Source organism: Fictibacillus nanhaiensis, assembly GCF_019801215.1.
Classification (GTDB): Bacteria; Bacillota; Bacilli; order Bacillales; family Fictibacillaceae; genus Fictibacillus; species Fictibacillus nanhaiensis_C.
Genome location: NZ_JAHVJO010000001.1, coordinates 161,913 through 188,163 on the forward strand (window position 1 = coordinate 161,913; position 26,251 = coordinate 188,163).

Below are 26,251 nucleotides of genomic sequence, written 5' to 3' on the forward strand. Positions count from 1 at the left end.
CTGATAATTTATTTATTCCATCCTATCAAATTATGTTGAACTATACACCGATAAGCCCTTATTTGTCGAGCGATTCATAAAGGTTTATGTCTCTAGCCCAAGAATTTTATAGATGAAGGAAGGGTGGTGGAAAAAATGAAGGCAGATAAAGCTGAAACAAAGCTTATAATTGCTGATGCAGCGATCTCTCTGTTTACTAGCCAAGGATATAAAGGGACAACCGTTAGACAGATTGCCAAGAAAGCAGGTGTAAATGTTGCATTGATTTCCTATCACTTTGGAGGAAAAAAAGGGCTTCTCGAAGAACTGATCACTTCATTTTTTGAAGGATATATTAGAAGAATCGAGGTTATTTATCATACGTCCTGCTCTCCTACGGTAAAGGGAAGCTTTATTGAAGTTGTAGAAAAATTACTGATCTATCAACAAAAAAACCTTCCGCTTGCCCGTTTTGTATATCGAGAAATGACATTAGATTCTACTCTTGTCCGTGAGTTGATGTCAACGTATCTTACAAAAGAAAAATATTTTCTCCAAACTATGTTTGAAAAGGGTATGAAGAAAAAGGAATTTAGAAAACAGCCTGTAGATTTTTTAACCATCCAATTTAAAGATATGATGATGCTTCCATTTTTACATCCATTGTATTTATCGGAAGTCTATCAAATAACAACCGAGAACGAGACCTTTATTAAACCGTATAAAAAGTGGATGGTTAATTGGTTTGATAAATGCGTGTGTCAAAACGAAAGAAAAAATCCCCTCCTGTCTGCTGTACAGACGCCTTTATTTGGCGCTATTCAGGAGAAGTGGGGAAGTTAATCTTGCAGAGGGTTCAAGCTGATCATACCCTTGACCAAGTCCCTTAGTGCTATGGGCATCAGACCCGTATACGAGAGGGATTTTTCTTTTTTGTGCTTCTTTTATGATCCAGCCTGACGGGTAGGGTTCCTGACAAAATGGTTTCACTGCTCCAGCCCCGTTATAATCAAGAGACATTTTCTTTATGGAAATCTCTTGCAGTAGTTCAAGTATGTCTTGTTTAAAGCTAAAATTCGCTGGGAAAAGCTTCTGAAATTTTGTTGCAAGTGTGATGTGTCCGATTCTAGTCGGCTGCGTCTTTTTAAAGGAATGGTTAACAGATTTTTTTACTGCATTAAAATAGTTTTGATAAACAGCTAATAATCCTCCAGACTTTTGGATCATCTCTTCAAATACGTTTTCGTCAAAATCCATGCAATAAAATCGATTTTCAATCTGCAAAAAATGGACAGAAAGGATAGCGTCATCAAGTTCTGGCCAAACTTCTCTAAGCAATTTTCCTGTCTCTTCTTCAAAACCTTCAATAAAATCAATCTCTAGTCCTGTTTGAATTTTGATATATTTGTTGTACGATTTTTTCATATCTTGCAACTTTTGAAAGTAGCTGTTTAAGTGTTCATATTTCATTGCACTGTCTTTTGTAGGAGCAGGATCCTGAAAGTTTTTTGGCAATGGAGCATGTTCAGTAAAGGTTATTCCTTTAATACCTAGGGAAATGGCTTTTTCAATATACATCTCAAAAGGGTCAGAAGTCCCATGCGGACAAAATGGAGTATGCACATGTCCATCATAATACATCCTTTTTACCTCCTACTTTCGACAAGTTTCTTGTTAATTTTCATTAAATTGGAAAAAAATTATCAGATTATGCATTTTTTTTGCGCCAAATGTGTGTTTACATGTTATCATAAAAGCATTAAACTGCAATTTTATACGTAGATTAACTTGATCTTTATGAAAAATAGGTTAATTCACATTCATTTACATAATACAAGAATATAGAGAAATCGAACAAGTAGAAGGGGTGCCTCCAATGATATACATAGTCATTGCCATTGTTACATTCCTAGCATTGATCCTATATGGCGCCATATCACGCCGGAGAATTTATAAAGAAATTGACCGACTCGAAGCATGGAAAATGCAAATTATGAACCGGCCATTAACAGAAGAAATATCTAAAGTTAAAGGCATGATCATGATTGGTGAAACGGAAGAAAAATTTGAATTGTGGCGTCAAGAGTGGGACGAAATGGTTACAACCCACCTTCCTAATTTAGAGGAAGATTTGTTTGATGCAGAAGAGTATACAGATAAATACCGCTTCAAAAAAGCACGCACTATTTTATCGGGTGTTATGAAAGCATTGGAACGAATGGATACTCGTATGAAAGAGATAACTTCTGAAATCAATGAACTTGTAACAAGCGAAGAACTTAACCGTGAAGAAATCGTTGAAGCAAAAGAAAAATTACAAGAAACGAAAAAGTATTATTTAACACATATACGAGCTTTAGGACAAACAGCGCCACTTTTTGATAAGGAATTGGATGAAATTAAATTCTTATTTGAAACGTTTGAAGCGCTCACGGTACAAGGAAGTCACCTTGAAGCTAGACAAAAGCTTGTTGAAAGTTTGAACCGTATATCTGTTTGTAAAACGAAGATGCAAAGCGTTCCTGAATTACTTGTTATCTTACAGTCAGATGTGTCTGGATCTTTAAAAGAATTAAGTGCTGGTTTCACTGAAATGGAACAACAAGGATATGTCCTTCATCATATTGGAATCGAGAAGGAGATTTCGTCCTTAAAGGAACTAAATGAACAAGCATTAAATAAAGTCTTCGAGTTAGAACTGGATACTGCACAAAAAGATATGGACGAGCTCATACAGAAGATGGATCAGCTCTATGAGATGCTTGAAAATGAAGTGCATTCAAAACAATTTGTTCTTCAAGAGAGGGAAGTATTCTCTTCTAACATTCAAAATCTCAAAGACCGTATTGATAATCTAAAAATGGAGACTGAAGTGGTCTCATCTACTTATCTGATTGAACAGAATGAAGCAGAAATGCAAAAGAAAATAGAAAAACTTTTTCACAAGCTTCAAAGCAGGTTTATGATCATTGAAGAATCGATTGATGAAAAAAGAGAGTCCTTTTCTGTTATTCGTGAAATGATGGAAGAGATGCAAAAGCAAATGGAAGAACTGCAGCGTTCTCAGAAAATATATGAAGAGATGCTTCATAACTTAAGAAAAGATGAACTTGATACAAAACAAAGTTTAAAGGAATTAAGAAGAAAGCTTCTAGAAGCAAGGCGTATGGTTCAAAAAAGTAACCTTCCTGGTCTTCCAGAGCATTATTTAATAACAATTGGAAAAGCGGAAGAATACATTATTGAAGTTTCGAAAAAGCTTGATGAAAAGCCGTTAGAAATGTCTGATGTATCTTACGTCCTTAATAAAGCACATGGTGCTGTAAATGAAGGCTATGAAGAAACTTCACAAATGATCGAAAATGCGTTTTTAGCTGAAAAGCTTATCCAGTATGGAAACAGATTCAGAAGTTCGTATCAATCAGTTTCGATTCGACTGATTGAAGCAGAGATCGCTTTTAGAAATTATCAATATGAGGATGCTCTTCAAATCGCAGCATCAGCCATTGAAAGCGTACAGCCTGGAATATTAAAAGAGATGGAAATTAATATGAAGTTACACGTATAAAAGCTGCCAGGATTTTTCCTGCAGTTTTTTTGCTGTCCTAAAACGGAGTGAAATTTATCCAGTTGCAAAGACTATTTATTAAAATAGATAAGATGTCACGGTTTGTATATTATGGTATGATAATGAAATGTGTATTTTGAACGGATTGTGTAATTGGAGGATTCGGACTTATGATTTACTTGGACAATAGTGCCACAACAAAACCATATAAAGAAGTGCTTGATACATTTGTTACTGTTTCTGAGAAATACTTTGCTAACCCTTCATCTCTTCATGCTAAAGGTGGAGAAGCAGAGCATTTGTTAACTCAAGCAAGGAAATCAATCGCTCAATTATTGGAAGTAGCTCCTACAGAAATCGTCTTTACTTCAGGAGGCACTGAAGGAAACAATATAGCCATTAAAGGGATTGCCATTCAACACCAAAATCGAGGAAAACATCTTATTACAACATCAGTTGAACATGCTTCATCGTATGAATCCTTTCAATTTCTAGAGCGTCAAGGATTCGAAATAAGTTTCTTAAAGGTAAATGAAAAAGGGATTGTTTCGTTAGAGGAATTAAAGAAAGCGATTCGTCCTGATACCATACTTGTCTCCATGCTTCATGTTAATAATGAGACCGGTGCAGTACAACCGATAAAAGGAATAGGTGAAATATTAAAACATCATCCCAAAATCTTTTTCCACGTAGATGATGTACAAGGAGTTGGCAAGGTCCCCCTATCCTTAAGGGACTTTGGAATTGATCTATGTACAGTCTCTGCACATAAAATTCATGGTTTAAAAGGAACGGGTGCACTATACGTGAGGAGTGGTGTATCCCTTTCCGCTTTGTTTACCGGTGGAGAGCAAGAATATCGTAAAAGAGCTGGAACTGAAAATGTAGCTGGAATTGCTTCCATGGCAAAAGCGCTGCGCTTAACACTGGAACAGAGTACGATCAATAAAGACAAAATGCTTCGAGTAAAAGAGATTTTTCTGAAAGGTCTAGATAACATAGGAGGAATTGATATCAATACTCCTTTGGACTGTTCAGCTCCTCATATCATAAATTTTTCGGTTAACGGAATGAAACCGGAAGTATTGATACACGCTCTTGATAAACAAGGTATATATGTTTCAACAAGGTCAGCATGTTCTTCAAAACAAGGAGGAGCAAGCCGGATTCTGCTTGAAATGGGGCTAGGTGAAAAAAGAGCTTCAACAGCGATACGTATTAGTACGTCATATCAAAACTCAGAAGAAGAAGCAAAAAAAACATTAAAAGTATTAGAAGAAGAGCTTATAAATTTTAAAGGGATAATGAGGTAATATACAATGCTTTATGATCATTTAGTCGTTCGTTATGGTGAATTATCGTTAAAAGGGAAAAACAGAAGACATTTTGAATCACAATTATTTGAGACGGTTAAACGAAAACTGCGTCCATACGATAACCTCAAAATGGCGAAATTGTTTGACCGTATCGTGGTGGAATTAAATGGACAACCATTTGAGCCGGTTATAAAATCGCTTCAGGATATTTTTGGAATACATTCTATCAGTCCAGCGTTACGAACGGAAAACAATCTTGAAGAAATAAAAAAGACCGCTTTGCTTGCTTTACAAGATGCTATGGTAAAGAGAGGTACATTTAAAGTAACTGGAAAACGTTCATTAAAATCCTTTCCTGTTAATTCCATGCAATTGAACCATGAAATAGGTGGTTATCTTTTACAACACACGGAAGATATTACAGTTGATGTTCATAACCCAGATGTAAACGTTAAAGTTGAAGTTAAGGATACTGGTACCTATATTAGCTGCCAATCATTCGCAGGAGCAGGCGGGTTGCCAATAGGTGTCGGCGGTAAAGCGATGCTGATGCTTTCAGGTGGGATCGATAGTCCTGTCGCTGGTTATTTAACAATGAAACGCGGCGTTCGTATTGAAGGTGTTCACTTTCACAGTCCGCCATTTACAAGTGAACGTGCGAAACAGAAAGTTGTAGACTTAACACAGGAGCTAACTCGTTATAGCGGAGGGAAGATCAAGCTGCATGTTGTTCCATTCACACAAATACAACAAGCGATAAAAGATAAGATCCCTGCCAGCTATAGCATGACGATTATGAGACGTGTCATGTTGAAGATCACGGAAAGGTTAGCTGAAGAAAATAATGCGATGGCGATTGCCAATGGCGAAAATCTAGGGCAAGTTGCAAGTCAGACGATGCATAGTATGTATGCCATTAACGAAGTAACAAACTTGCCGATCCTTCGCCCTGTAATTACGATGGACAAATTAGAGATCATGGATATATCTCAAAGGATCGGAACATATGACATATCTATCCGTCCATATGAAGACTGCTGTACGATTTTCTTGCCTTCAGCTCCGAAAACAAAGCCCAAACGCGAAAAAGCAATTAGGTTTGAGAAAAAAATTGAAAATTTAGCAGAGCTTATAGAAGAAGCAGTTCAAAGTGTAGAAAGCATTTTCATTGAAGAAGGAAAATCAACCGAAAACACGTTTGAAGATTTATTTTAAGAAGAGTGACTCAAAAGTATGATTTACTTTTGAGTTCACTCTTCTTATTTTTATTTAAAATCAATGGAATACGCTCAAAATACATGGCTTTTCTAAATAATTTATTGAAATGGAAGCACTCACAACAATTTCCAAGAATTGAATTGGCGTTTTAGTCGCACATTATTAGTACAAAGGAGGTGAAACAAAATGGCAAACACAAACCAATTAGTAGTACCAGGTGCTCAACAAGCTGTTGACCAAATGAAGTATGAAATCGCTTCTGAATTCGGTGTAAACCTTGGACCAGATTCAACTTCTCGTGCTAACGGATCTGTAGGTGGAGAAATCACTAAGCGTCTAGTAGCTCAAGCTCTAGGTGGATACAAAAAATAAATATTAAATGGCTAACGGAGCGGGTTGTCCCCGCTCCTTTTTCGTCGTTCATATGAAGACTAAATTTTAAAAATATTCTAAACTATATTATAATGGAATATGTAGTCAACATGAAAAACGAAAGGGTGGATGATGAAAATGAATTTAACAGCTCCAGACATGTATAACCTTACAGAAGAAATGGAACAGTACTCCAGAAACCCGGAGAAACAAGCTTTGATTTGGATGAACGAAAAAAAAGAAACAAAAACCATTACATACAAAAGATTGATGGAACGAGCAAATCAAATCGCAAATTCATTAGAAGAACTAGGAATTCTAAAAGGAGATCGAATTTTAATTATAATGCCACGCCTGATCGAAACATACGCTGTATACATTGCATGTTTAAAAGCAGGAGTTACGGTCATTCCATGTTCAGAGATGCTAAGAGCAAAAGATTTGAGCTACCGAGTACAGCATAGTGAAGCAAAGGCTATTATTGCAGATTATCAATATACAGCACAAGTAAATGAAATAAAAGATCACTTGCCTACACTTACATATAAGATCAGTGCAAACGGTGAAACAGAAAACTGGTTAAGCTTAAAAGCGATAACAGAAAATGTAAGCGTTTCCTATAAAGCACCTGTAACTCATAAAGATGACATGGCGTTTCTTTCTTATACATCTGGAACAACCGGCCAGCCTAAAGGTGTCGTACACACCCATGGATGGGGATATGCACATATTCGTACTGCCGCAAAGAGCTGGTTGAATATATGTGAAAACGACAAAGTATGGGCGACAGCAGGTCCTGGATGGCAAAAGTGGATATGGAGTCCTTTTGTTTCTACGCTTGGTACTGGTGCAACAGGCTTTGTTTACCAAGGGAAATTTGACCCTAAAACATATTTGTCTCTTCTTGAAGATCAAAAGATCTCAGTATTATGCTGTACACCAACAGAGTACCGATTGATGGCTAAAGTTGATAATTTGGACCAATACCGATTACCACAGTTAAGGAGTGCTGTCTCAGCTGGAGAACCTTTAAATAGAGAAGTGATTGATTTATTTAAAAAATACTTCCATATCAATGTCAGGGATGGTTATGGACAAACCGAGAATACCTTGCTGGTTGGAACGATGGAAGGGATGGAGATCAGACCTGGCTCCATGGGGAAACCAACACCAGGAAACGATGTTGAAGTAATAAACGAAGAAGGTCATCCTGTAAACGTTGGGGAAGTTGGAGACATTGCTGTACACAAAAACTGCCCCGCCCTTTTTAAAGAATATTACAAAGATCAAGATCGAACACTTATGGCTTTTAGAGGTGATTATTACATCACGGGTGATAAAGCAAAAAAGGATGAGGATGGGTATTTATGGTTTGAAGGCAGAGGGGATGATATTATCATCAGCTCGGGTTATACCATCGGTCCTTTCGAAGTAGAAGATGCTCTTGTTAAACACCCCGCTGTTAAAGAATGTGCCGTTGTCGCTAGTCCAGACGAGATCAGAGGACATATTGTAAAAGCATTTGTTGTTTTGAGAGAAGAATCCTTAATTGATAAAGCTGACTTGACGACAGAATTGCAGGATCATGTGAAACAATTAACGGCTCCTTATAAATATCCTCGTTTGATTGAATATGTGAGTGATCTTCCGAAAACAACTTCTGGTAAGATTCGCCGCATCGAGCTTCGGCAATTGGAAGCATCGAAAACAAGATAAAGATCATAAAAAGCAGGCTATGGTCTGCTTTTTATGATGAAAAATTGCTATACTACAGAAAACGTAAAGTAACAAAAAGGTGGGTTTTAGAGTGGGAATTTTATTTCATAATGGAACGATATATACGATGGTGAGTGACGGTGACTTTTGTGAAGCTGTATATGTAGAAAATGGAACTATCATAAAAACGGGTACTGAAAAGGAACTGATGGAAAGTTTTCGCGAAACGATTACTCAAACGGTGGATTTAGAACAAAATGTGATGTTCCCCGGATTTGTTGACAGCCACTTGCATCTGATCGGTCATGGTGAGAAACTGATTAGATTAGACCTTTCCAATATGGATTCTGCCGAAGAGATGGAAAAAGCTTTAAGAGAAAAAGCGGCAGACTTACAGGATGACGAGTGGCTTATTGGAGAAGGATGGAACGAAAACAACTTTATCGATCGTAAAATTTTTCATAAACATGAACTTGATGACATCTCTGGAGGACGCCCTGTTCTATTATCAAGAGTATGCAGACATGCTTTTTTAGTGAATTCAAAGGCACTGGAGTTGGCTGGAATTACGAGTGAAACACCAGATCCCGCCGGCGGTATTATAAAAAAAGATGCGAATGGTGAACCAACAGGGCTTTTGCATGATAGTGCAGCAGAGCTTGTAAAAAAAATAGTACCCGAAGAATCTCAAGAGTATTTAAATCGTGCATTACGCACCTCGATAGAAAATCTTCTTTCTCTAGGGCTAACCGGAGGTCATTCCGAAGATTTAAGCTATTACGGAAGAGTGGAACGTCCGCTTAAAGCGTATCAAACGGCTTTTAAAAACGAAAACTTGAAATTTAAAGCGCATCTGCTAGTTCATCATGAAGTGTTGGATGATTTTAAGATGATAAAAAACGACTATCAGCACCCATTTGTTGAGTTTGGTGCCATGAAAATTTTCGCCGATGGAGCTTTTGGAGGCCGTACAGCATGGCTTTCACAACCTTATAATGATGCTCCTGAAACGTCAGGTGTTTATATTCATGAAGATGATGAACTACTAACACTCCTCGAGAAAGCAAGACAAGCTGAAATGAATATTGCTGTACATACGATTGGTGATATGGCACTCCAAAAGACGATCTCAGCTATTAAAAAATGCCCGCCAAAAAGAGGCGTAGATCGACTGATTCATGCTGGTTTAGTGTCTGACTCCATTATAGAAGAGATGAAGCAGCTCTCGGTCGTATTAGACATACAGCCTGGATTTGTGGCGTCTGATTTCCCATGGCTGATTGAACGGTTAGGGACTGACCGAATTCCTTATGCGTTTGCGTTTCGTACACTACTGGATGAAGGGTTGATTTGTGCGGGAGGATCTGATGCACCAATCGAACCTGTGGACCCATTATTAGGTATTTATGCGGCTGTATCGCGTAGAAAACCTGGTGAAACACATGATGGATATGTTCCTGAACAAAAGATTTCAAGACATGAAGCAGTGGGTCTGTACACATATGGCAGTGCTGCTGCTATCGGGCAAGAGCATGTCAGAGGATATATTAAAGAGGGCTATGCTGCTGACTTTACGGTATACGATCGAGATCTATTCACCATACCGGTAGACGAAATACTTAAAGCCAATGTTCAATTTACGATCGTTGATGGAGAGGTTATCTACCAAGCTTCTACAAAAGAAAATACCCATTCTTGTTGATCACCAAAAAACAGCCTGCACGATTTGCAGGCTGTTTTCTTGTTTATAGAAAACTTCTTTTCACTTTATGCCAGAACGAATTATCTTTAAGCTTAACCGTTTTGATTCTCTTTTCTGTAAGCTCAAAACTTAACTTTTCACAATGCTTGATACTCATCGCCTCATTATCCATACCGATTATTGGATAATGGCTATTGTCATGTTTAATCTTAAGTGTCATTTTTCGTTTGTCGCTAAGTATAAAAGAAGAACCAAGTGTACGATATTGATTGTTGTTGAGTGATGCAAGTTCGCTGATTTGATAGCATGCGAGCATCGGGTCGACAACTGCACCATTAACGGATTTGTTGTAAGCGGTACTTCCAGTTGGTGTAGATATGATCATCCCATCACCGCGGAATGTCTCAAAGTAAAACTCATCGATAAAAACATCAATCTCAAGTGTTCTAATAATAGAAGAGCGTAATGAACATTCATTCAGACAATAAAAAGAACCTTGTCCATCAATGGTTACGGAAAGAGCAGGGTATTTCCTAACTTCTATCTGTTCATTTTTCATCGCCTCAATCATCCCTGCACGATCATCAATATGAAAATCACAATAAAACCCCAGATCAAATACGCTTACTCCTACATAAAGACAATCTTCCCGAAAACCAGTTTTCCTTACTGCCTGCAAGAAAGAACCGTCGCCACCTACACTTGCGATGATATTCGCTTCTTTTTCATTCTCTACTACTTCAAAACCTTCTTGACTCGCAAGGAATTTAAGTTCTTCTATTTTTTCAAGAATGGTATCCTCTCTCTTGTAAAAAAAGAAAATCTTATTTCGTTCAGCCATCCAACACGCCTCCTTCGAAATCATTCAACGATTTTTTTGGAATTGAAATTGCTAAGTACATTGTAGCAGAGATTCTTCACGTTTATAAAAAAAGGGTGTTGCCTATACTGTGAACAGAAAGGAAGAGCATGATGCAATGGATTATATTGGTTTTCGTTATTTTTTGTCTTTCATTTATCCTATTGATGTTTTCAACGTTACATATTCATTTTCATCTTTTTCATCGCAATGACAACAGTGATATTCGAATCACATTGCGCATATATCGTTTTGTAAAGTATACCCTTCATATCCCACTCGTTCAGGTTGATGCAGAAGATCACGCTATAAAGATCAAAGAGGAAAAGAAGGCTAGTCTAGGCCAGAAGAAAGATAAAAAGAAAAGAATCACGTTCGACCAACTAAATAATCAGTATACGTTATTTAACAAAACTTTATTACATGTTCAAAATCTTTTTCATATAATTAGACACTTTCTAAGTAAAATGAAACTATCCGACCTTCAATGGCATAGTGCGATAGGACTTGGCGACGCTTCTTCGTCTGCCGTTGCAGCTGGAGCAGCATGGGGTGTAAAAGGGATTGTTCTGCAGGTCATGAATTCTTTTTTTCAGTTGCAGGGAGTTCCATCCATTTCAGTTGTTCCGGTATTTCAAGCGTTGCACAGTGAAACCCGATTTTCTTGTATGGTTTCTTTTAAAATCGGGCATGCTATTGTCGTTATGTTAAAAATAGTGAAGGCATGGCGAAAGTCGAAGCGTTCATCTCAGGTAAACACTGAATATATGACTGGAGGAGTGTAATAATGAGTGAGCATCCAATCCAGGGTTTAATGAAAACCGCAATGGAAAATTTAAAAGAAATGATCGATGTAAATACGATTATTGGTGACCCGGTTGAAACTCCTGATGGAAGTGTAATTTTAACCGTATCAAAAGTAGGTTTTGGATTTGCAGCAGGCGGCAGTGAATTTGGAGCCCAGCAGCAACGCAATCAATCTTCCCAACAATCTCAACAATCATCTTCAAGTGATTCAAAAGAGATGCCGTTTGGCGGTGGAAGTGGTGGCGGAGTTTCTATAACGCCAATCGCATTTCTAGTCGTTAGCAATACCGGAATTAAAACGATACACTTAGACAACAGCACACATTTGTACGAGAGAATTTTGGACCTGGCTCCTGGTGTAATTGATAAATTGCAGCACCTCATGAACAAAAACAAACCAAAAGACTCTTCAAACACAAACCAAGGTACAAACAAAGAAACTCATGAGTTTTAACAGCGAAGCTAACATCTTGTTAGCTTTTTCTTTTGTGATGTTTTAAGATGAATAGGAAAGTACATAAACATTTTGAGGAGGAATATAGACCATGAGCGTAACATTTAAAGAAAAACCGGTAACTTTGATTGGTAATCAGTTAAAAGCAGGAGATCAGGCTCCAGATTTCAAAGTTTTAGCAAATGACATGTCTGAAGTTACATTGGCTGATTCTAAAGGCAGCGTTCGATTAGTTACAGCTGTCCCTTCTGTAGATACAGGTGTATGTGATGCAGAAGTTCGTCGTTTTAATGAAGAAGCATCAAGCCTTGATAACGTTAAAGTTTTAACAATTTCCGTTGACTTGCCTTTTGCTCAAAAGAGATGGTGTGCTGCTGCAGGCGTAGAAAATGTACAGACACTTTCTGATCACAGAGATCTTTCTTTCGGTAAAGCCTATGGTGTTGCCATCGAAGAACTGCGTCTTCTTGCACGTTCTGTTTTCGTTATCGATAGTTCAGATAAGATTACGTATGTTGAATATGTAGATGAAGTAACAAGTCATCCTAATTATGAGGCTGCGATTGAAGCTGCAAAAGCGGCTAGATAAGAAATTCACATCTCCGGTATTTCTCATGATACCGGAGATTTTTTTGTAATACGAAACAAAACGGAATTAAATAGAAACGTTTAATCATTGTGTATCATGCACTTCATTTGTTAAAATGTTTCCTGTGAAAACTTAGGAGGAAGCTAAAAAATGAGTTCTTTTAAAGATGTAGAAAAACTGTTTATTATTATGGATAACTCAACTAAGGCAATTAAAGAGAGTCTTGATTTGCCTTATTTAGATGCTCTTGTTGAAACAGGAGAAAATTTATTCTTTCAAGAAATTCCTAAAGAATATCCAAAAGAGTTAATAAGCGTGATATCGGATGAATATAAAAAGGTTAACCTTACTGAATATGGGAAAGAAGAATTAAGAAAAGCCTTTCAGTTGGCCGTTTTAAAGGGTATGAAAGAAGCAGTTCAGCCTCATCATGCAATGACTCCGGATGCTGTTGCTTTATTTACAGGGTATCTTGTTCAAAAGTTCATGAAAAAAAGTGAACATCTCACTATTTTAGAACCAGTGGCAGGGTCTGGAAACTTGTTAACTGCAGTTCTTAATCAACTTAAAAACAAAGAGTGCGAAGCGTTTGGTGTTGAAGTTGATGAAACGTTGCTACGCTTAGCGTGGATAAATGCAAATATACAAAAACATAAAGTGGAGCTCTTCCATCAAGATGTCATAAAACCTCTTTATGTGGAACCAGTTGATTTAGTGTTAGCGGATCTTCCCGTCGGCTATTATCCAGACGATGATGCTGTAAAAGAGTTTAAGGTTTCTGTGAAAGAAGGACACACATACGCACATCATTTAATCATCGAGCAAGCTGTCCACTATTTAAAAGATGCTGGGATAGGAATTTTTATTGTTCCAAACAATATCTTTGATAGTGAGCAATCAGCATTGCTTCAATCTTGGTTAAAAGAGAACGTAACGATTTTAAGCTTGCTGCAGCTTCCAGATAATCTTTTCAAATCAACAGCACATGCTAAAAGCATCCTGATCATACAAAAGAATGGTGAGCAGGCAAGAAAGCCGAAGCAAGCGATGTTAGCTCAGCTGCCTTCCTTTTCGAATAAATCGGGGTTAGCAAATGTGATGGAACAGATGGATCAATGGTTTAAAACTGAATGGGAACGTGAAAAATAACAGCGTGGGATTAAACCTATGCTGTTTTTTTATGTACAGTTGCAAACGCATTCAAGTCTGAATTGCATGAATATGGCGTGTAAGCGTTTTACAACCTTGATTATAACAATAGGCAATGTTTAAATAGGGAAGGATTATAGTTTTAATTGGGATAGAAGTGTGCATTTGCGCCCTTTTTTTTCATCGATAATGAAGGAGATGGCTATTTTGGCTAACATAATTGCAATTAATGCTGGAAGCTCGTCCTTAAAATTTCAGCTTCTTCAAATGCCAGAAGAAGAAGTACTGACTAAAGGACTTGTGGAACGAATAGGATTAAACGATTCAGTTTTCACGATTGAAGTGAAAGGTGAAAAAATTAAAGAAATAAAAAATATTTCAGATCATGCTGAAGCTGTTTCTATGCTTTTAGATAAATTGATTAAACATGAAGTTATTGCATCATTAGATGAGATCGAAGGAATCGGTCACCGTGTTGTACACGGAGGAGAAAAATTTAACGATTCTGTTTTGATTACTAATGAAATTTTAAAAGAAATTGAAGATATCTCATATCTTGCTCCCTTGCACAACCCAGCTAACGTTGTAGGAATTAAGGCATTTAATAAAGTGTTGCCAAATGTTCCAGCCGTTGCCGTTTTTGATACTGCATTCCATCAATCGATGCCGGAAAAATCATTTTTATATAGCTTGCCATATGAGTATTACGAAGAATATGGCATAAGAAAATATGGTTTCCATGGAACGAGTCATAAATATGTGTCTGAGCGTGCTGCTGAATTGCTTGGCCGTCCAGTGGAGCAATTACGTCTTCTATCTTGTCACCTTGGTAATGGAGCAAGCATTGCTGCCATTGAAGGCGGAAAATCCATTGATACATCTATGGGATTCACACCGCTTGCCGGTGTTACAATGGGAACTCGTTCAGGGAACATTGACCCTGCACTGATTCCTTACATTATGCAAAAAACAGGTCAGAGCGTCGAAGAAGTGTTGAACGTATTGAACAACAAGAGTGGTATGCTTGGTGTTTCTGGTTTCTCATCTGACCTTCGCGATATCGAGAGTGAAGCAGAGAGCGGAAATGAAAGAGCAGAATTGGCTCTTGAAGTTTTTGCAAGCCGTATTCATAAATATATCGGCTCTTACGCAGCAAGAATGGCAGGAATAGATGCAATTATTTTCACTGCGGGAATTGGCGAAAACAGTACAGCCGTGCGTGAACGTGTATTGCGTGGTCTTGAATTTATGGGAGTTTATTGGGATCCAGCTCTAAATCAAGTTCGCGGTAAAGAAGCGTTCATCAGCTATCCACATTCTCCTGTAAAAGTTATAGTAATTCCAACAAACGAGGAAGTTATGATCGCTAGAGATACATTGCGTCTTACTATGTAATTTATAAATAAAAAAACAACCTTTTTTCATGTTTTCTAAGCTGAAAAGAGGTTGTTTTTTTTGGCTCTTTTCTAAAGCTTTTTCTAAAAGATTGTTACTAATGGTCATTTTTCTCTTCTTAGACAGTTGATTGTAGTGCAAGGTGTGTGCCTACCACATGAGAAACTCTTGTAAGGCATGCGACGAGGAAGCCCACTTCAATAGCAATTGCTTGTAGACACAGGAGCAAGTATACTTCCTTGAATATCCATCTATCACCACACGCCCCGCGTGGAAAGAGAATAACTTTCAAAAACAACATAGTTTTAAGAAAACAGCCTTTTTATACGTACGTTTGTTTTTTTATGAAGGAAAACGCACCGTAATTGCATAATACTACCCTATGATACGTTTTTTAAAAGTCGGCTCATCATAGCAAGGGAGAGACTTCCATGTACAAAAAAGAACAATACTTATTTAAGCATGATAAAAATGTCAAAGCAGTAGTCAGAAATTACGGTTTTGAAGATTTTAAAGAACTGATTCAAATTCAGAAAGAAAGTTTTCCACCACCGTTTCCTTCAGATTTGTGGTGGAACGAAGAGCAGCTTATGAATCATATAACTCTTTTTCCTGATGGGTCTCTTTGTGTAGAAATAGACGGAGTTCTTGCTGGATCAATTACGAGTCTTTTAGTGAATTTTAATCCTGCTCATCCTTTGCATACTTGGGAAGAAGTAACAGATAATGGTTATATCAGAAACCATGAAAAAAGCGGGAATACGCTTTATGTTGTTGATATATGTGTCAGGCCTGTATTTAGAAAGTTAGATCTTGGAAAGCTACTGATGCAATCATTGTATGAAGTAGTTGTTCAGTTAAAGCTGCAGCGTTTGTTAGGCGGGGGGAGAATGCCTGGGTACCATCGATTTGCAGCTGAGCTTACACCAGACGAATACGTAGAAGAAGTAATAAAAGGTGGAATCCAAGATCCTGTTTTATCGTTTTTACTGCGTTGTGGAAGGACTCCAGTTGTACTTGCTCCTCATTATTTAGAGGATGAGGAATCTCATCATAATGCCATGTTGATGGAATGGAAAAATCCGTTTAAACTAACTAATAAAGATTAAAGGAGGAGAAATATGCCATTAACAGAGCGAGAAGAACAGATCTTGCAGGAGATACACGCTTGGGAAAAAGTTTTTTTTACATATGAACCGACGGATTTTGGAAGGACTTATGAGAAATGGGCAACGAGCCAGATGGATCTTTTGCCAGAAGACTTGCAAGGAAAAATAGGGGAGTATGTAGATTCTGTATTGTTCCACATTCATGCGCTCATTCAAAATTCACAGTTTCAGCTTGATATGAAACAAAGACTTCTTTCTGAAGCAAGAGTTTTCAGGGATGATATTTTTGAAATAGAAGATTTGAAAAGATGCTCCATTGATCAATTATCTTATATGGCTGATCAGCAAATCGCGCGTAATCGATTACTGTCCTTTACTCAAGGGGGGCTGGCTGGAACAGGAGGATTGCTCTTTTTAGGCACAGACTTTCCAGCCATGGTCGCGCTCGGAATTCGTTCGGTTCAGTCGATAGCGATGCATTATGGCTATGATATTCAAAGACCTTCTGAAATGATGCGATCATTAAAAGTGTATCATGCAGCTACCATGCCGAAACGGTTTCAGCAAGAAAAATGGGACGAGCTGATGGAGGAACTTCGTGAAGAAGAAGATCCGATTTTTTATGCAGGAACAGATGTAGTAGCAGATATATCATGGATGTCCCACCCCATCCAACAAATCGTAAAAATGATGGCGATCTTGCTTCTTAGAAAAAAATTGATGCAAGGGTTACCTATATTTGGAATGGCGCTTGGTGCGGTTATGAACTATCAGCAATCCAGAAAAATTACAGACATTGCACATAAGTTTTATAAGAAACGGTATCTTTCTGAAAAATACAAGAGATAGGTGTTAGACGATGAGTATTCAAGAACATAAAGCAACTGCTCCTGATTATGCAAGATGTATGATTGTAACCGTAAGTGATACAAGAAATAAAGAGACCGATAAGAGCGGTTACTTGATTCATTCCTTCCTTACTGAACATCATCATCAAATTAATGAGTACCAAATTATCCGTGACGACATCCACTTGATAAAAAAAGCAGCACTGTTTGCGATAGAGAATGAAGAGATTGATGTAATAATATTTAATGGAGGTACTGGAATAGCCACAAGAGATGTAACGATTGAAGCATTAGCTCCCTTATTTGAAAAAGAGATCACGGGGTTTGGCGAACTGTTTCGCATGTTAAGCTATACAGAAGATATTGGGTCGGGTGCTATGTTAAGCAGAGCAGCAGCAGGTGTGAAAGGACAAACAACCATCTTCGCTCTGCCTGGGTCGTCCGGTGCTGTAAAGCTTGCTATGAACAAGTTAATTTTGCCCGAACTTACGCATATCGTTCAACAAATGCAAAAATGAGAAAGAGGCTGCTTTGGCAGTCTCTTTTTTATTATCCGTGTATCTTAGAAGTCACATGTTGATTTAGTCTGTACCATAACCATAGATCATTAATTACGGAAGCTAAGCTTGAAATTTTAAAATTAAGCTCACAAGATACTTCAAAATTATCTTCAACAGACAGCTGATCTTGAAGCGTATTAATCTGTCTTTCAATTTCTGCAATTCGATCTGGTATCGTTCCTCTAATCTTTTCCCATTGCAATAAAAGGTAAGCTTGTTCATCCTTTTCGTAATCTTCCCATGATTGATAAAGGTTTGGAATAGCAATCCCCAGTCTTTCATCCATAATGAAACTTCTTTGCATGTAAAACCACCTCTTAGCTTTATTGTACAAAACGTTTCCAGATGAAGCCAGTTGAATCACTGATATTATTTTTATTCATTTTGCAGAATATCCTTGCAATTCTTTCGTGCTTCTTGTTATAGTATGATTTATTGCAAATAGAATTTTTATTAATTATTATGTATAAAAATAAATATATTGCAAATTTCACCACGTACAGAAGGGGAGAATTTATATGGGGAAAAAGGTAGTATTGGCGTACTCTGGAGGCTTAGATACATCGGTAGCTATTCCGTGGTTAGCAGAAAAGGGTTATGAAGTTATTGCATTATGCTTGGATGTTGGAGAAGGGAAAGACTTACCCTTTATACAATCAAAAGCCATGTCGATCGGTGCTTCAAAATCCATCGTACTAGATGTTAAACAAGAATACGCCGAAGAATATGCCTTAATTGCTTTGCAGTCACATGCATTGTATGAAGGGAAATATCCTTTAATCTCCGCACTTAGCAGACCATTAATCGCCAAGAAATTAGTTGAGACGGCTAAACGTTACGGAGCTTCAGCAGTTGCCCATGGATGTACTGGGAAAGGGAACGATCAAGTACGTTTTGAAGTATCGGTTGCTGCGCTAGCACCTGAATTAGAAGTTTTAGCGCCTGTCCGTGAATGGAGATGGTCACGAGAGGAAGAAATACATTATGCGAAACAGCACGATATTCCAGTTCCTGTAAATGAGGATAATCCTTTTTCAATCGATCAGAATTTATGGGGAAGAAGTAACGAGTGTGGGATTTTAGAAGACCCATGGGCTGCACCTCCAGAAGAAGCTTATGAGATGACAGCATCATTAGAAGCTGCACCTCATGCTCCTCAAATCGTTGAAATTGGTTTTGAGTGCGGGGTTCCTGTTTCACTTAATGGGGAGAATATGTCACTCGACAAACTCATTGATACTCTAAATGAATGGGGAGGAACACATGGTGTTGGGCGAATTGATCATGTAGAGAACCGCCTTGTAGGAATAAAATCACGTGAGGTTTATGAATGTCCGGCTGCGATGACATTAATAAAAGCACATAAAGAACTGGAAGATCTTACTCTTGTAAAAGAGGTAGCTCATTTCAAACCAGTTATCGAAAAAAAGCTAACTGAATTAATTTATGAAGGACTTTGGTTCTCACCTTTAAATGCTTCGCTAAAAGCATTTTTACAAGAGACTCAAATCTATGTTACGGGAACTGTACGAGTTAAGCTCTTTAAGGGGCATGCCATCGTAGAAGGCAGAAAATCACCGTTTTCTCTTTATGATGAAAAACTGGCAACTTATACGTCAGAAGATATGTTCGATCATGCTGCGGCGAAAGGATTCATCTCTCTATGGGGACTTCCGACAAAAGTAAGCAGTTTGATTCAAAAAGATGGGGTGAAAGTGTGAAAAAATTATGGGGAGGCCGTTTTTCAAAACAACCTGAAGATTGGGTTGATGAATTTGGTGCATCCATTCCCTTTGATCAGCAATTAGCGAGTCAAGACATTAAAGGCAGTCTTGCTCATGCGAAAATGCTGTTTCAATGCGGGATTATAGAGAAAAGCAGCTATGAGAATATAAAAAATGGATTGATTGACCTCCAAAGGCAAGAGCACGCAGGTGAGCTTCATTATTCTGCAGAATACGAGGACATTCATTTAAACCTTGAGAAATTACTTACTGACAAAATCGGTGCTGATGGCGGGAAGATTCATACGGCAAGAAGCAGAAACGATCAAGTTGCAACAGATTTTCATCTTTTTGTAAAAGAGGAAACCATTCAGATCATTGAACATGTGGAAGAGCTGCAAAAATCGCTGCTAACTCTGGCTGAAAAACATATACAAACCATACTTCCTGGATATACGCATCTGCAGCGGGCACAGCCTGTTTCATTGGCTCATCATCTGCTAGCTTATTTTTGGATGCTTGAAAGAGACAAAGAGAGGTTAACAGACAGTTTGAAAAGAACAGATATCATGCCACTTGGTGCAGGTGCATTAGCCGGAACGACTTTTCCGATCGATCGAATGATGACAATGGAGGAACTTGGTTTTTCCAAAAAGTATTTGAACAGTCTTGATGCAGTAAGTGACAGAGATTTTGCAATCGAGTGCTGCAGCATTGCTTCTATTCTTATGATGCACTTGTCCCGTTTTTGTGAAGAACTGATCCTTTGGTCTTCAGAAGAATTTGCCTTTATTGAGATTAGTGACAGTTTTACGACCGGTAGCAGCATGATGCCTCAAAAAAAGAACCCAGATATGGCTGAATTAGTTAGAGGGAAGACTGGTAGAGTTTATGGGTCTCTCGTCTCTTTGATTACGCTAATGAAAGGATTACCGTTAGCATACAACAAAGACATGCAAGAAGATAAAGAACCTGTTTTTGATACAGTAAAAACAGTTAAAGGTTGTTTGAGTATCATGACAGGGATGGTTAATGAATTAAAGGTAAATGAAGAACGTATGCAAGAAGCAGTTAACAAAGATTTTTCAAATGCAACAGAACTGGCAGATTATCTAGCGAAAAAGGGTGTTCCATTTAGAGAAGCACATGAATTAGTTGGACAGATCGTTCTACACTGCATCCACAACGGATGTTTTCTTCTTGATGTAAGTCTTGACGAATATAAACAGTGGTGTAGCTTAATCGAAAATGATCTTTTCAAAGTCCTCTCACCAAAGCATGCAGTGGAAAGAAGAAACTCTGAAGGTGGAACAGGATTTCAAGCAGTAAGGAACCAGCTTGAAGCCGCCCAATCCCTCTTGGCTATTTCCAGCATTTAGCCGCATGAACTTTTCTTCTAAGACAGAAACTAAACGTATGGTTTTATTCTGAAGGAGGAAGTTAAATGGAAAAGAAAAAGCGTCCGAATGAGCAGCTTGAATTTGATCAAGAAGGCGAAATGACTGTTCATCAGCAGATTACCGAAGCATATCAAAGCGGTGTTGTAGATAAAGTGGATCAAGGTGAACAGCGCACAAAGTTAGACGAAGAAGAAAGTCTTCAATAGAGGATTTTAAAGGATGACTCCTGTAGGGTCATCCTTTTACTATGCATAGTTGTAAATCCACATTAAATACGACAATTTCACTCATCAAAATCTAAACGAAATTATCTCCTGTATGAATGCTATTTACCCTATACGGGAATCTTAAGAGCGGTCTTACGAATCAGAAATAAAACTGACTTTTTATTTTCATTTTTTGATGGTATGGTAACAATATAGATGAAGAAAAAATTTCCAATACTGCTTTGGGAGGGAATACAGTGAAAATAGGTGTACCGACCGAAATTAAAAATAATGAAAACCGGGTAGCGATGACACCTGCCGGGGTATTAAATCTAGTGGCGTCTGGTCACGAAGTATTTATACAAAAAGGGGCGGGGATCGGCTCGGGGTTTACAGATGAAGAATACGAAGGTGCAGGCGGAGTAATCGTTGAAACTCCGACTCAAGCCTGGTCCATGGACATGGTAATGAAAGTAAAAGAGCCATTACCAGAAGAGTATTGTTTCTTTCGTGAAGGTTTGATACTGTTCACTTATTTACATCTGGCTCCAGAACCAGAACTAACAAAAGCGTTAACCGAGAATAAAGTGATTGGAATTGCTTATGAAACGGTTCAATTAGCAAACGGAACTTTACCTCTTTTAACTCCAATGAGTGAAGTTGCTGGAAGGATGGCGGCTCAAATCGGAGCGCAATTTCTTGAAAAGCCAAAAGGTGGCCTTGGAATATTGTTAAGTGGTATTCCTGGCGTGAGGCGCGGCAAGGTTACGATTATCGGGGGCGGAGTTGTTGGCACGAATGCTGCCAAGATTGCTATGGGGCTTGGTGCAGATGTAACGATTATTGATTTGAATCCTGAGCGTCTTCGCCAGCTTGATGATATTTTTGGTGTTGAGATCAATACGTTAATTTCGAATCCTTTAAATATCGCGCTTGCCGTTCAAGAATCAGCGCTAGTCATAGGAGCCGTTTTAATTCCAGGAGCAAGAGCGCCGAAATTAGTAACAGAGGAAATGATAAAAGGTATGCAGCCTGGCTCTGTCATTGTGGATGTTGCGATCGATCAAGGCGGTATTTTTGAAACAGTTGATCGAATAACCACTCACGATAACCCTACTTATGAAAAACATGGTGTTCTGCATTATGCCGTTGCGAACATGCCAGGTGCCGTCCCACGAACATCAACGATCGGATTAACAAATGTAACCGTTCCTTATGCTCTTCAAATTGCAAATAAAGGATATGTTAAAGCGTGTTTAGACAATGAGGCTTTATTTAAGGGAATCAATACATTAGACGGTTTTGTAACATACAGAGCTGTTGCCGAAGCACATGATTTAGATTATAAAGATGCGGGTACCATTCTTGCTCAAAAACAGCAATAAATACAGAAATGAAAAAGTCCTAAGTTCCTTCTCGCTGGAATCGGACTTTTTTTATGTTCTATAATAGGGTATGAAAAAGATATAGGAAATGAAATCTTACCCACATGAGAAGGGAGTTTGGTATATGAAAGTGACTTACCATGGACATTCAGTACTGGAAATTCAAACGGAGGAACATTCAGTTTGGATTGACCCGTTTATCAATGGCAATAACCAATGCAAAATGGAAGTGAAAGATGTAAAGGCAGATGTTATCCTGCTCACCCATGGTCATAATGATCATGTAGGGGATACGGTAGAAATTGCGAAAAAAAACAACAGTTTAGTTGTTGCACCTTTTGAACTCGCAGAGTATATCGGTACTTATGATGTCGAAACTCATCCTATGCATATAGGAGGAAGTCATACATTTTCTTGGGGAAGAGTGAAGTTCACACAAGCGTTTCATGGTTCGAGCTATACTGAAGAAGATGGAAAAGTCATATATACAGGGATGCCAAGCGGTATTTTGTTAACGGTAGATGGAAAGACGCTTTATCATGCTGGAGATACCGCTCTGTTTTCAGATATGAAAATGATTGGTGAACTTGAAAAACCAGATGCAGCATTTTTGCCGATTGGAGATAATTTTACAATGGGACCTGATGATGCGCTAATCGCAGCAAAATGGATTGGTGCGTCTATAAATATCCCGATTCATTACAATACATTTCCAGTTATCGAACAAGATCCAGAACTCGCTTTTACATCAAAACTAGGCAATAAAGGAAAAGTGCTTCATAGCGGTGAAAGCTTAAACATATAAATGATTCTAACCTCTCTTTCTATGCATACCAATGATAGTAAGGGAGGTTGTATTTTTATGAGTCAGGAAAAAATCGCTAAAATGTTAATGCTGATCGTTTTGTTTTATGTAGCATTACCCGTTCTATCTTTGGAAGGTTCCATTATGCAAAGCCTATTTACGATTGCCTGGGCGGGGTTTGCTGGGTTGTTAATGATTGGATTATTAGTTAGAAAAAATGAAGTAAGAACGAAAAAAGTAAAGAAACAATCTTTCTCTGTCGGTTAGAAATCCAAAAAGAGCGTGCACATGGAGAGTTGAGTTTCTGTTTCAATGCCTGTATAATCTGTATTAGTCAAATAACTGAAACAGATAGATACAGGCAAAAGGAACGGTGAGTATAATGCTAACGAAACATGAACAAATATTAAAGCACATTATAGAGCTTGAAGTCGGATCCAAAATATCCGTCCGTCAAATAGCTAAAGACTTGACCGTTAGTGAAGGAACCGCTTATCGAGCGATTAAAGAGGCCGAAAACCAAGGAATTGTCAGCACGATTGAACGTGTGGGAACGATACGTATAGAAAGACAAGCGAAGAGTAATATTGAGAAGCTTACATTTGCTGAAGTCGTTAATATCGTGGAAGGACAAGTACTTGGCGGACGAGCGGGACTTCATAAGACTCTCCATAAATTCGTAATCGGCGCAATGAAACTTGAAGCAATGATGCGTTATGTTGATGCAGGAAGTTTATTAATTGTCGGAAACCGTGTAAATGCTCATGAGTTAGGATTAAAAGCAGGAAGTGCAATCCTCGTTACTGGTGGATTTGATACAGAAGAAGAAGTTAAGCGGTTAGCAGATGAACTGGAGCTTCCGGTTATTTCTACAAGCTACGATACATTCACGGTAGCAACAATGATTAATAAAGCTATTCATGACAGATTGATCAAAAAAGATATTGTACTAGCTTCAGATATTCTTATACCTATAGATGAAACCCACTACCTTTTTCAGAACGATTCAGTAAAAAGGTGGCACGATTTAAATCAAGAGACGATGCATAGCCGATATCCTGTAGTCGACCAGTCAAATCGTGTTACAGGTGTTGTGACGTCCAAAGATATTATTGGAGTTCCGGTTAATACGCAAGTTGAAAAAGTGATGACCCGTTCACCGCTTACGGCAACAGAAAGAACATCCGTTGCTGCGTGCGCACATATGATGATATGGGAAGGAATCGAACTGCTTCCTGTAATAGGCTCATCTCATAAGTTAATCGGCATTTTAACAAGACAAGATGTATTGAAGGCTATGCAGATGATGCAGAAGCAGCCTCAAGTTGGGGCAACCTTTGATGATCTTATAACAACTGAACTTAAAGAACAGAAGGCTGAAAACGAGATAACATTTTCTTGTAAAATTACACCACAAATGACGAATCATCTTGGAACTGTTTCATATGGCGTACTGATGACTCTAGTCACAGAAACGGCACGCAAAGCTTTACGAAGAATTAAAAAAGGCGATCTTGTCGTTGAAAACGTAACTTTTTATTATATAAAGCCTGTTCAAATCGAAAGTGAGATTGAGTTCGTTCCAAGAGTATTAGAAGTAAGCCGTAAATTTGGAAAAGTAGATGTAGAAATACATCATGATGGAAAAATTGTTGGTAAAGCGATGATGATGGCGCAATTGATTGATCACCGATCATAAACGAAGAAAAGTCCCGTTTAGGGACTTTTTATCACTGCCTATTCGTTTTTATGGGCTTCGTCTCTTGCTAGAGTAAGGAAGTGCTTATACATCTTCCATCCCATCCATAATAAAACGATGCCGTACGCTAAAAAGATAATTCCAACCCAGAGCTGTACTCGCCCTTCGACTGTAGATAGTTCATTTAACCCAAAAGAAGCCAAGAATGCTCCGAGAGCCATCTTTGCTTTTGTTCCTGTCCAGCGTTTATAAAAAGGCTCTTTCGCACGTACTTCACGAACTTTATAAAACACATAAAGAGCAAAAGAAAGTATAATAATGATAATAAAAATCGGCATTACAAAATTCCCCCAAGTATTTACTCCACTATATTGTAAACGTTTAAAATTAGAATTGCCACAACGATGATCAAAAGGAGTCTATTATGAAAGAGGAAATTTTAAATAAAATAAAAGAACATGAACGAATTATTATTCATCGCCATGTTAGGCCAGATCCAGATGCGTTAGGTTCTCAAGGAGGATTAGCTCGTATTATACGTGCAAGTTTTCCTGATAAAGAGGTCTATACCGTTGGTGAAGAAGATCCAAGCCTTGTTTTTTTAAATAAGATGGATACGATTGAAGACTTTATGTATGAAGGTGCATTAGTAATTATTTGTGATACGGCCAATTCTCCTCGTATTAGTGATCAACGGTACTCATTAGGAAAGAGGGTCATCAAAATAGATCATCATCCAAATGAAGATCCGTATGGAGATGTCATATGGGTGGATACAACCGCTAGTTCAACAAGTGAGATGATCATGGATTTTTACTTATTTGGCAAGGATAAAGGTCTGATGCTTGACGCGCAAGCCGCTAGACTTTTATATGCGGGTATAATCGGTGATACAGGTCGTTTTTTATTTTCAAATACAACAGAAAAGACACACCGTTTTGCAGCACATTTATTAGATACTGGGTTTTCGCCTTCTGAGATTCATGAAAGTCTATATAAAATTTCAGAAAAACTTGTACGATTAAATGGTTATGTACTTCAGCACTTTTCTATCTTAGATGATTGTGTAGGTTATATTCATCTAACAGCGGAAACCTTAAAAGAATTTAATGCGAGTCCAAGTGAAGCATCGCTCTTAGTAAATTCATTCGCGCACGTCGAAGGATTACTAAGCTGGGTTTTCTTTGTGGATGAGCCTGATCAAATTCGAGTGAGACTTCGTTCTAAAGGACCTGTCGTAAATAGCATTGCCGCTAAATTTAATGGAGGGGGACACCCGAGAGCATCAGGAGCTACTGTTTACAATAAAAGTGAAACAGAAGATGTTTTAAAAGAACTAAGAAACGCTTGTCTCGAATACAAGTCCAAATAAAAAAGGCCTCATTGGGGGG

General features: G+C 38.1%; 27 protein-coding genes. 23 read left to right on the forward strand and 4 right to left on the reverse strand.

Annotated elements, in window-relative coordinates:
• Positions 1 to 135 precede the first annotated feature (135 nt).
• Positions 136 to 822, forward strand: coding sequence for a forespore capture DNA-binding protein RefZ (gene refZ, locus KUV80_RS00820; RefSeq protein ID WP_222460798.1), 687 nt, complete (start codon positions 136 to 138; stop codon positions 820 to 822).
• On the opposite strand, the gene hisJ is transcribed toward refZ, so the two are convergent.
• Positions 787 to 1,620, reverse strand: a complete 834-nt coding sequence (gene hisJ / locus KUV80_RS00825; protein ID WP_222460799.1) for a histidinol-phosphatase HisJ — start codon at positions 1,618 to 1,620, stop codon at positions 787 to 789. The genes refZ and hisJ overlap by 36 nt on opposite strands.
• 235 nt (positions 1,621 to 1,855) lie before the next feature.
• Between hisJ and ezrA the strand changes: the two genes are divergently transcribed.
• From ezrA to KUV80_RS00855, 6 genes are all read left to right on the forward strand, one after another.
• On the forward strand, positions 1,856 to 3,547 hold the full coding sequence (gene ezrA, locus KUV80_RS00830; RefSeq protein WP_222460800.1) for a septation ring formation regulator EzrA: 1,692 nt from the start codon (positions 1,856 to 1,858) through the stop codon (positions 3,545 to 3,547).
• 170 nt (positions 3,548 to 3,717) lie between these two features.
• The gene (locus tag KUV80_RS00835) at positions 3,718 to 4,860 is read left to right on the forward strand and encodes a cysteine desulfurase family protein (protein ID WP_222460801.1); all 1,143 of its coding nucleotides are present in this window, start codon (positions 3,718 to 3,720) and stop codon (positions 4,858 to 4,860) included.
• A gap of 6 nt (positions 4,861 to 4,866) precedes the next feature.
• Positions 4,867 to 6,078, forward strand: coding sequence for a tRNA uracil 4-sulfurtransferase ThiI (thiI, locus tag KUV80_RS00840; RefSeq protein ID WP_222460802.1), 1,212 nt, complete (start codon positions 4,867 to 4,869; stop codon positions 6,076 to 6,078).
• A gap of 189 nt (positions 6,079 to 6,267) precedes the next feature.
• Positions 6,268 to 6,453 carry an alpha/beta-type small acid-soluble spore protein gene (locus tag KUV80_RS00845; protein WP_222460803.1) on the forward strand — a complete coding sequence of 62 codons (186 nt, stop codon included), beginning with the start codon at positions 6,268 to 6,270 and terminating at the stop codon, positions 6,451 to 6,453.
• A 129-nt stretch (positions 6,454 to 6,582) separates the two neighbouring features.
• Positions 6,583 to 8,169, forward strand: coding sequence for an acyl-CoA synthetase MbcS (gene mbcS, locus KUV80_RS00850; RefSeq protein ID WP_222460804.1), 1,587 nt, complete (start codon positions 6,583 to 6,585; stop codon positions 8,167 to 8,169).
• Positions 8,170 to 8,260: 91 nt separating this feature from the next.
• Positions 8,261 to 9,871 (forward strand): amidohydrolase, encoded by a 1,611-nt coding sequence (locus tag KUV80_RS00855; RefSeq protein WP_222460805.1) that lies wholly within the window; start codon positions 8,261 to 8,263, stop codon positions 9,869 to 9,871.
• 43 nt (positions 9,872 to 9,914) lie between these two features.
• Here the strand turns inward: KUV80_RS00855 and KUV80_RS00860 are convergent, their stop codons facing one another.
• A complete protein-coding gene (locus tag KUV80_RS00860; RefSeq protein ID WP_222460806.1) occupies positions 9,915 to 10,712 on the reverse strand; it encodes an NAD kinase in 798 nt (265 codons plus the stop codon).
• 131 nt (positions 10,713 to 10,843) lie between these two features.
• On the opposite strand from KUV80_RS00860, the gene KUV80_RS00865 reads away from it, so the two are divergent.
• The 8 genes from KUV80_RS00865 (at position 10,844) to KUV80_RS00900 (ending at position 17,599) form a co-directional block, all read left to right on the forward strand.
• On the forward strand, positions 10,844 to 11,515 hold the full coding sequence (locus tag KUV80_RS00865) for a DUF2953 domain-containing protein (RefSeq protein WP_222460807.1): 672 nt from the start codon (positions 10,844 to 10,846) through the stop codon (positions 11,513 to 11,515).
• 2 nt (positions 11,516 to 11,517) lie between these two features.
• Positions 11,518 to 11,991, forward strand: coding sequence for a GerW family sporulation protein (gene ytfJ / locus KUV80_RS00870; RefSeq protein ID WP_222460808.1), 474 nt, complete (start codon positions 11,518 to 11,520; stop codon positions 11,989 to 11,991).
• A 91-nt stretch (positions 11,992 to 12,082) separates the two neighbouring features.
• Positions 12,083 to 12,580 carry a thiol peroxidase gene (gene tpx / locus KUV80_RS00875; RefSeq protein WP_222460809.1) on the forward strand — a complete coding sequence of 166 codons (498 nt, stop codon included), beginning with the start codon at positions 12,083 to 12,085 and terminating at the stop codon, positions 12,578 to 12,580.
• Positions 12,581 to 12,730: 150 nt separating this feature from the next.
• Positions 12,731 to 13,729 (forward strand): class I SAM-dependent methyltransferase, encoded by a 999-nt coding sequence (locus KUV80_RS00880; protein ID WP_222460810.1) that lies wholly within the window; start codon positions 12,731 to 12,733, stop codon positions 13,727 to 13,729.
• A gap of 207 nt (positions 13,730 to 13,936) precedes the next feature.
• Positions 13,937 to 15,124 carry an acetate kinase gene (locus tag KUV80_RS00885; RefSeq protein WP_222460811.1) on the forward strand — a complete coding sequence of 396 codons (1,188 nt, stop codon included), beginning with the start codon at positions 13,937 to 13,939 and terminating at the stop codon, positions 15,122 to 15,124.
• Between the two features lie 431 nt (positions 15,125 to 15,555).
• Positions 15,556 to 16,233, forward strand: a complete 678-nt coding sequence (locus tag KUV80_RS00890; protein ID WP_222460812.1) for a GNAT family N-acetyltransferase — start codon at positions 15,556 to 15,558, stop codon at positions 16,231 to 16,233.
• Positions 16,234 to 16,245: 12 nt separating this feature from the next.
• Positions 16,246 to 17,082 carry an EcsC family protein gene (locus KUV80_RS00895; protein ID WP_222460813.1) on the forward strand — a complete coding sequence of 279 codons (837 nt, stop codon included), beginning with the start codon at positions 16,246 to 16,248 and terminating at the stop codon, positions 17,080 to 17,082.
• A 10-nt stretch (positions 17,083 to 17,092) separates the two neighbouring features.
• The gene (locus tag KUV80_RS00900; protein ID WP_222460814.1) at positions 17,093 to 17,599 is read left to right on the forward strand and encodes a MogA/MoaB family molybdenum cofactor biosynthesis protein; all 507 of its coding nucleotides are present in this window, start codon (positions 17,093 to 17,095) and stop codon (positions 17,597 to 17,599) included.
• A 31-nt stretch (positions 17,600 to 17,630) separates the two neighbouring features.
• Here KUV80_RS00900 and KUV80_RS00905 read toward each other — a convergent pair whose 3' ends face one another.
• On the reverse strand, positions 17,631 to 17,945 hold the full coding sequence (locus tag KUV80_RS00905) for a hypothetical protein (RefSeq protein WP_222460815.1): 315 nt from the start codon (positions 17,943 to 17,945) through the stop codon (positions 17,631 to 17,633).
• A gap of 214 nt (positions 17,946 to 18,159) precedes the next feature.
• Here KUV80_RS00905 and KUV80_RS00910 point away from each other — a divergent pair, with 214 nt between their 5' ends.
• The 7 genes from KUV80_RS00910 (at position 18,160) to KUV80_RS00940 (ending at position 24,860) form a co-directional block, all read left to right on the forward strand.
• The gene (locus tag KUV80_RS00910) at positions 18,160 to 19,362 is read left to right on the forward strand and encodes an argininosuccinate synthase (RefSeq protein WP_222460816.1); all 1,203 of its coding nucleotides are present in this window, start codon (positions 18,160 to 18,162) and stop codon (positions 19,360 to 19,362) included.
• Complete coding sequence (gene argH, locus KUV80_RS00915; RefSeq protein WP_222460817.1) at positions 19,359 to 20,744, forward strand: argininosuccinate lyase; 1,386 nt, start codon at positions 19,359 to 19,361, stop codon at positions 20,742 to 20,744. Before KUV80_RS00910 ends, argH begins: the two co-directional genes overlap by 4 nt.
• A gap of 65 nt (positions 20,745 to 20,809) precedes the next feature.
• Positions 20,810 to 20,971 (forward strand): hypothetical protein, encoded by a 162-nt coding sequence (locus tag KUV80_RS00920; RefSeq protein WP_222460818.1) that lies wholly within the window; start codon positions 20,810 to 20,812, stop codon positions 20,969 to 20,971.
• A 257-nt stretch (positions 20,972 to 21,228) separates the two neighbouring features.
• Positions 21,229 to 22,356 carry an alanine dehydrogenase gene (gene ald / locus KUV80_RS00925; protein ID WP_222460819.1) on the forward strand — a complete coding sequence of 376 codons (1,128 nt, stop codon included), beginning with the start codon at positions 21,229 to 21,231 and terminating at the stop codon, positions 22,354 to 22,356.
• A 124-nt stretch (positions 22,357 to 22,480) separates the two neighbouring features.
• Positions 22,481 to 23,161 carry a metal-dependent hydrolase gene (locus KUV80_RS00930; protein WP_222460820.1) on the forward strand — a complete coding sequence of 227 codons (681 nt, stop codon included), beginning with the start codon at positions 22,481 to 22,483 and terminating at the stop codon, positions 23,159 to 23,161.
• Positions 23,162 to 23,218: 57 nt separating this feature from the next.
• On the forward strand, positions 23,219 to 23,428 hold the full coding sequence (locus tag KUV80_RS00935; protein WP_222460821.1) for a hypothetical protein: 210 nt from the start codon (positions 23,219 to 23,221) through the stop codon (positions 23,426 to 23,428).
• 115 nt (positions 23,429 to 23,543) lie between these two features.
• Positions 23,544 to 24,860, forward strand: a complete 1,317-nt coding sequence (locus tag KUV80_RS00940) for a DRTGG domain-containing protein (protein WP_222460822.1) — start codon at positions 23,544 to 23,546, stop codon at positions 24,858 to 24,860.
• 38 nt (positions 24,861 to 24,898) lie between these two features.
• Here the strand turns inward: KUV80_RS00940 and KUV80_RS00945 are convergent, their stop codons facing one another.
• A complete protein-coding gene (locus tag KUV80_RS00945; protein ID WP_222460823.1) occupies positions 24,899 to 25,198 on the reverse strand; it encodes a YtpI family protein in 300 nt (99 codons plus the stop codon).
• A gap of 86 nt (positions 25,199 to 25,284) precedes the next feature.
• Between KUV80_RS00945 and KUV80_RS00950 the strand changes: the two genes are divergently transcribed.
• Entirely contained in the window at positions 25,285 to 26,232 is a 948-nt protein-coding gene (locus KUV80_RS00950) for a DHH family phosphoesterase (RefSeq protein WP_222460824.1), read from the forward strand.
• Positions 26,233 to 26,251 lie beyond the last annotated feature (19 nt).

What these genes read in the sequence shown, in the direction of transcription:
- mbcS (WP_222460804.1), top strand. Translation starts at nt 6,583, where the DNA reads ATGATGAAAATGAATTTAACAGCTCCAGACATGTATAACCTTACAGAA.
- KUV80_RS00950 (WP_222460824.1), top strand. Translation starts at nt 25,285, where the DNA reads ATGAAAGAGGAAATTTTAAATAAAATAAAAGAACATGAACGAATTATT.
- tpx (WP_222460809.1), top strand. Translation starts at nt 12,083, where the DNA reads ATGAGCGTAACATTTAAAGAAAAACCGGTAACTTTGATTGGTAATCAG.
- KUV80_RS00890 (WP_222460812.1), top strand. Translation starts at nt 15,556, where the DNA reads ATGTACAAAAAAGAACAATACTTATTTAAGCATGATAAAAATGTCAAA.
- KUV80_RS00945 (WP_222460823.1), bottom strand. Translation starts at nt 25,198, where the DNA reads ATGCCGATTTTTATTATCATTATTATACTTTCTTTTGCTCTTTATGTG.
- thiI (WP_222460802.1), top strand. Translation starts at nt 4,867, where the DNA reads ATGCTTTATGATCATTTAGTCGTTCGTTATGGTGAATTATCGTTAAAA.
- KUV80_RS00910 (WP_222460816.1), top strand. Translation starts at nt 18,160, where the DNA reads ATGGGGAAAAAGGTAGTATTGGCGTACTCTGGAGGCTTAGATACATCG.
- ytfJ (WP_222460808.1), top strand. Translation starts at nt 11,518, where the DNA reads ATGAGTGAGCATCCAATCCAGGGTTTAATGAAAACCGCAATGGAAAAT.
- KUV80_RS00930 (WP_222460820.1), top strand. Translation starts at nt 22,481, where the DNA reads ATGAAAGTGACTTACCATGGACATTCAGTACTGGAAATTCAAACGGAG.
- KUV80_RS00920 (WP_222460818.1), top strand. Translation starts at nt 20,810, where the DNA reads ATGGAAAAGAAAAAGCGTCCGAATGAGCAGCTTGAATTTGATCAAGAA.
- KUV80_RS00895 (WP_222460813.1), top strand. Translation starts at nt 16,246, where the DNA reads ATGCCATTAACAGAGCGAGAAGAACAGATCTTGCAGGAGATACACGCT.
- KUV80_RS00835 (WP_222460801.1), top strand. Translation starts at nt 3,718, where the DNA reads ATGATTTACTTGGACAATAGTGCCACAACAAAACCATATAAAGAAGTG.
- KUV80_RS00935 (WP_222460821.1), top strand. Translation starts at nt 23,219, where the DNA reads ATGAGTCAGGAAAAAATCGCTAAAATGTTAATGCTGATCGTTTTGTTT.
- refZ (WP_222460798.1), top strand. Translation starts at nt 136, where the DNA reads ATGAAGGCAGATAAAGCTGAAACAAAGCTTATAATTGCTGATGCAGCG.
- KUV80_RS00845 (WP_222460803.1), top strand. Translation starts at nt 6,268, where the DNA reads ATGGCAAACACAAACCAATTAGTAGTACCAGGTGCTCAACAAGCTGTT.
- KUV80_RS00940 (WP_222460822.1), top strand. Translation starts at nt 23,544, where the DNA reads ATGCTAACGAAACATGAACAAATATTAAAGCACATTATAGAGCTTGAA.
- KUV80_RS00880 (WP_222460810.1), top strand. Translation starts at nt 12,731, where the DNA reads ATGAGTTCTTTTAAAGATGTAGAAAAACTGTTTATTATTATGGATAAC.
- KUV80_RS00860 (WP_222460806.1), bottom strand. Translation starts at nt 10,712, where the DNA reads ATGGCTGAACGAAATAAGATTTTCTTTTTTTACAAGAGAGAGGATACC.
- KUV80_RS00905 (WP_222460815.1), bottom strand. Translation starts at nt 17,945, where the DNA reads ATGCAAAGAAGTTTCATTATGGATGAAAGACTGGGGATTGCTATTCCA.
- KUV80_RS00900 (WP_222460814.1), top strand. Translation starts at nt 17,093, where the DNA reads ATGAGTATTCAAGAACATAAAGCAACTGCTCCTGATTATGCAAGATGT.
- hisJ (WP_222460799.1), bottom strand. Translation starts at nt 1,620, where the DNA reads ATGTATTATGATGGACATGTGCATACTCCATTTTGTCCGCATGGGACT.
- ezrA (WP_222460800.1), top strand. Translation starts at nt 1,856, where the DNA reads ATGATATACATAGTCATTGCCATTGTTACATTCCTAGCATTGATCCTA.
- KUV80_RS00865 (WP_222460807.1), top strand. Translation starts at nt 10,844, where the DNA reads ATGCAATGGATTATATTGGTTTTCGTTATTTTTTGTCTTTCATTTATC.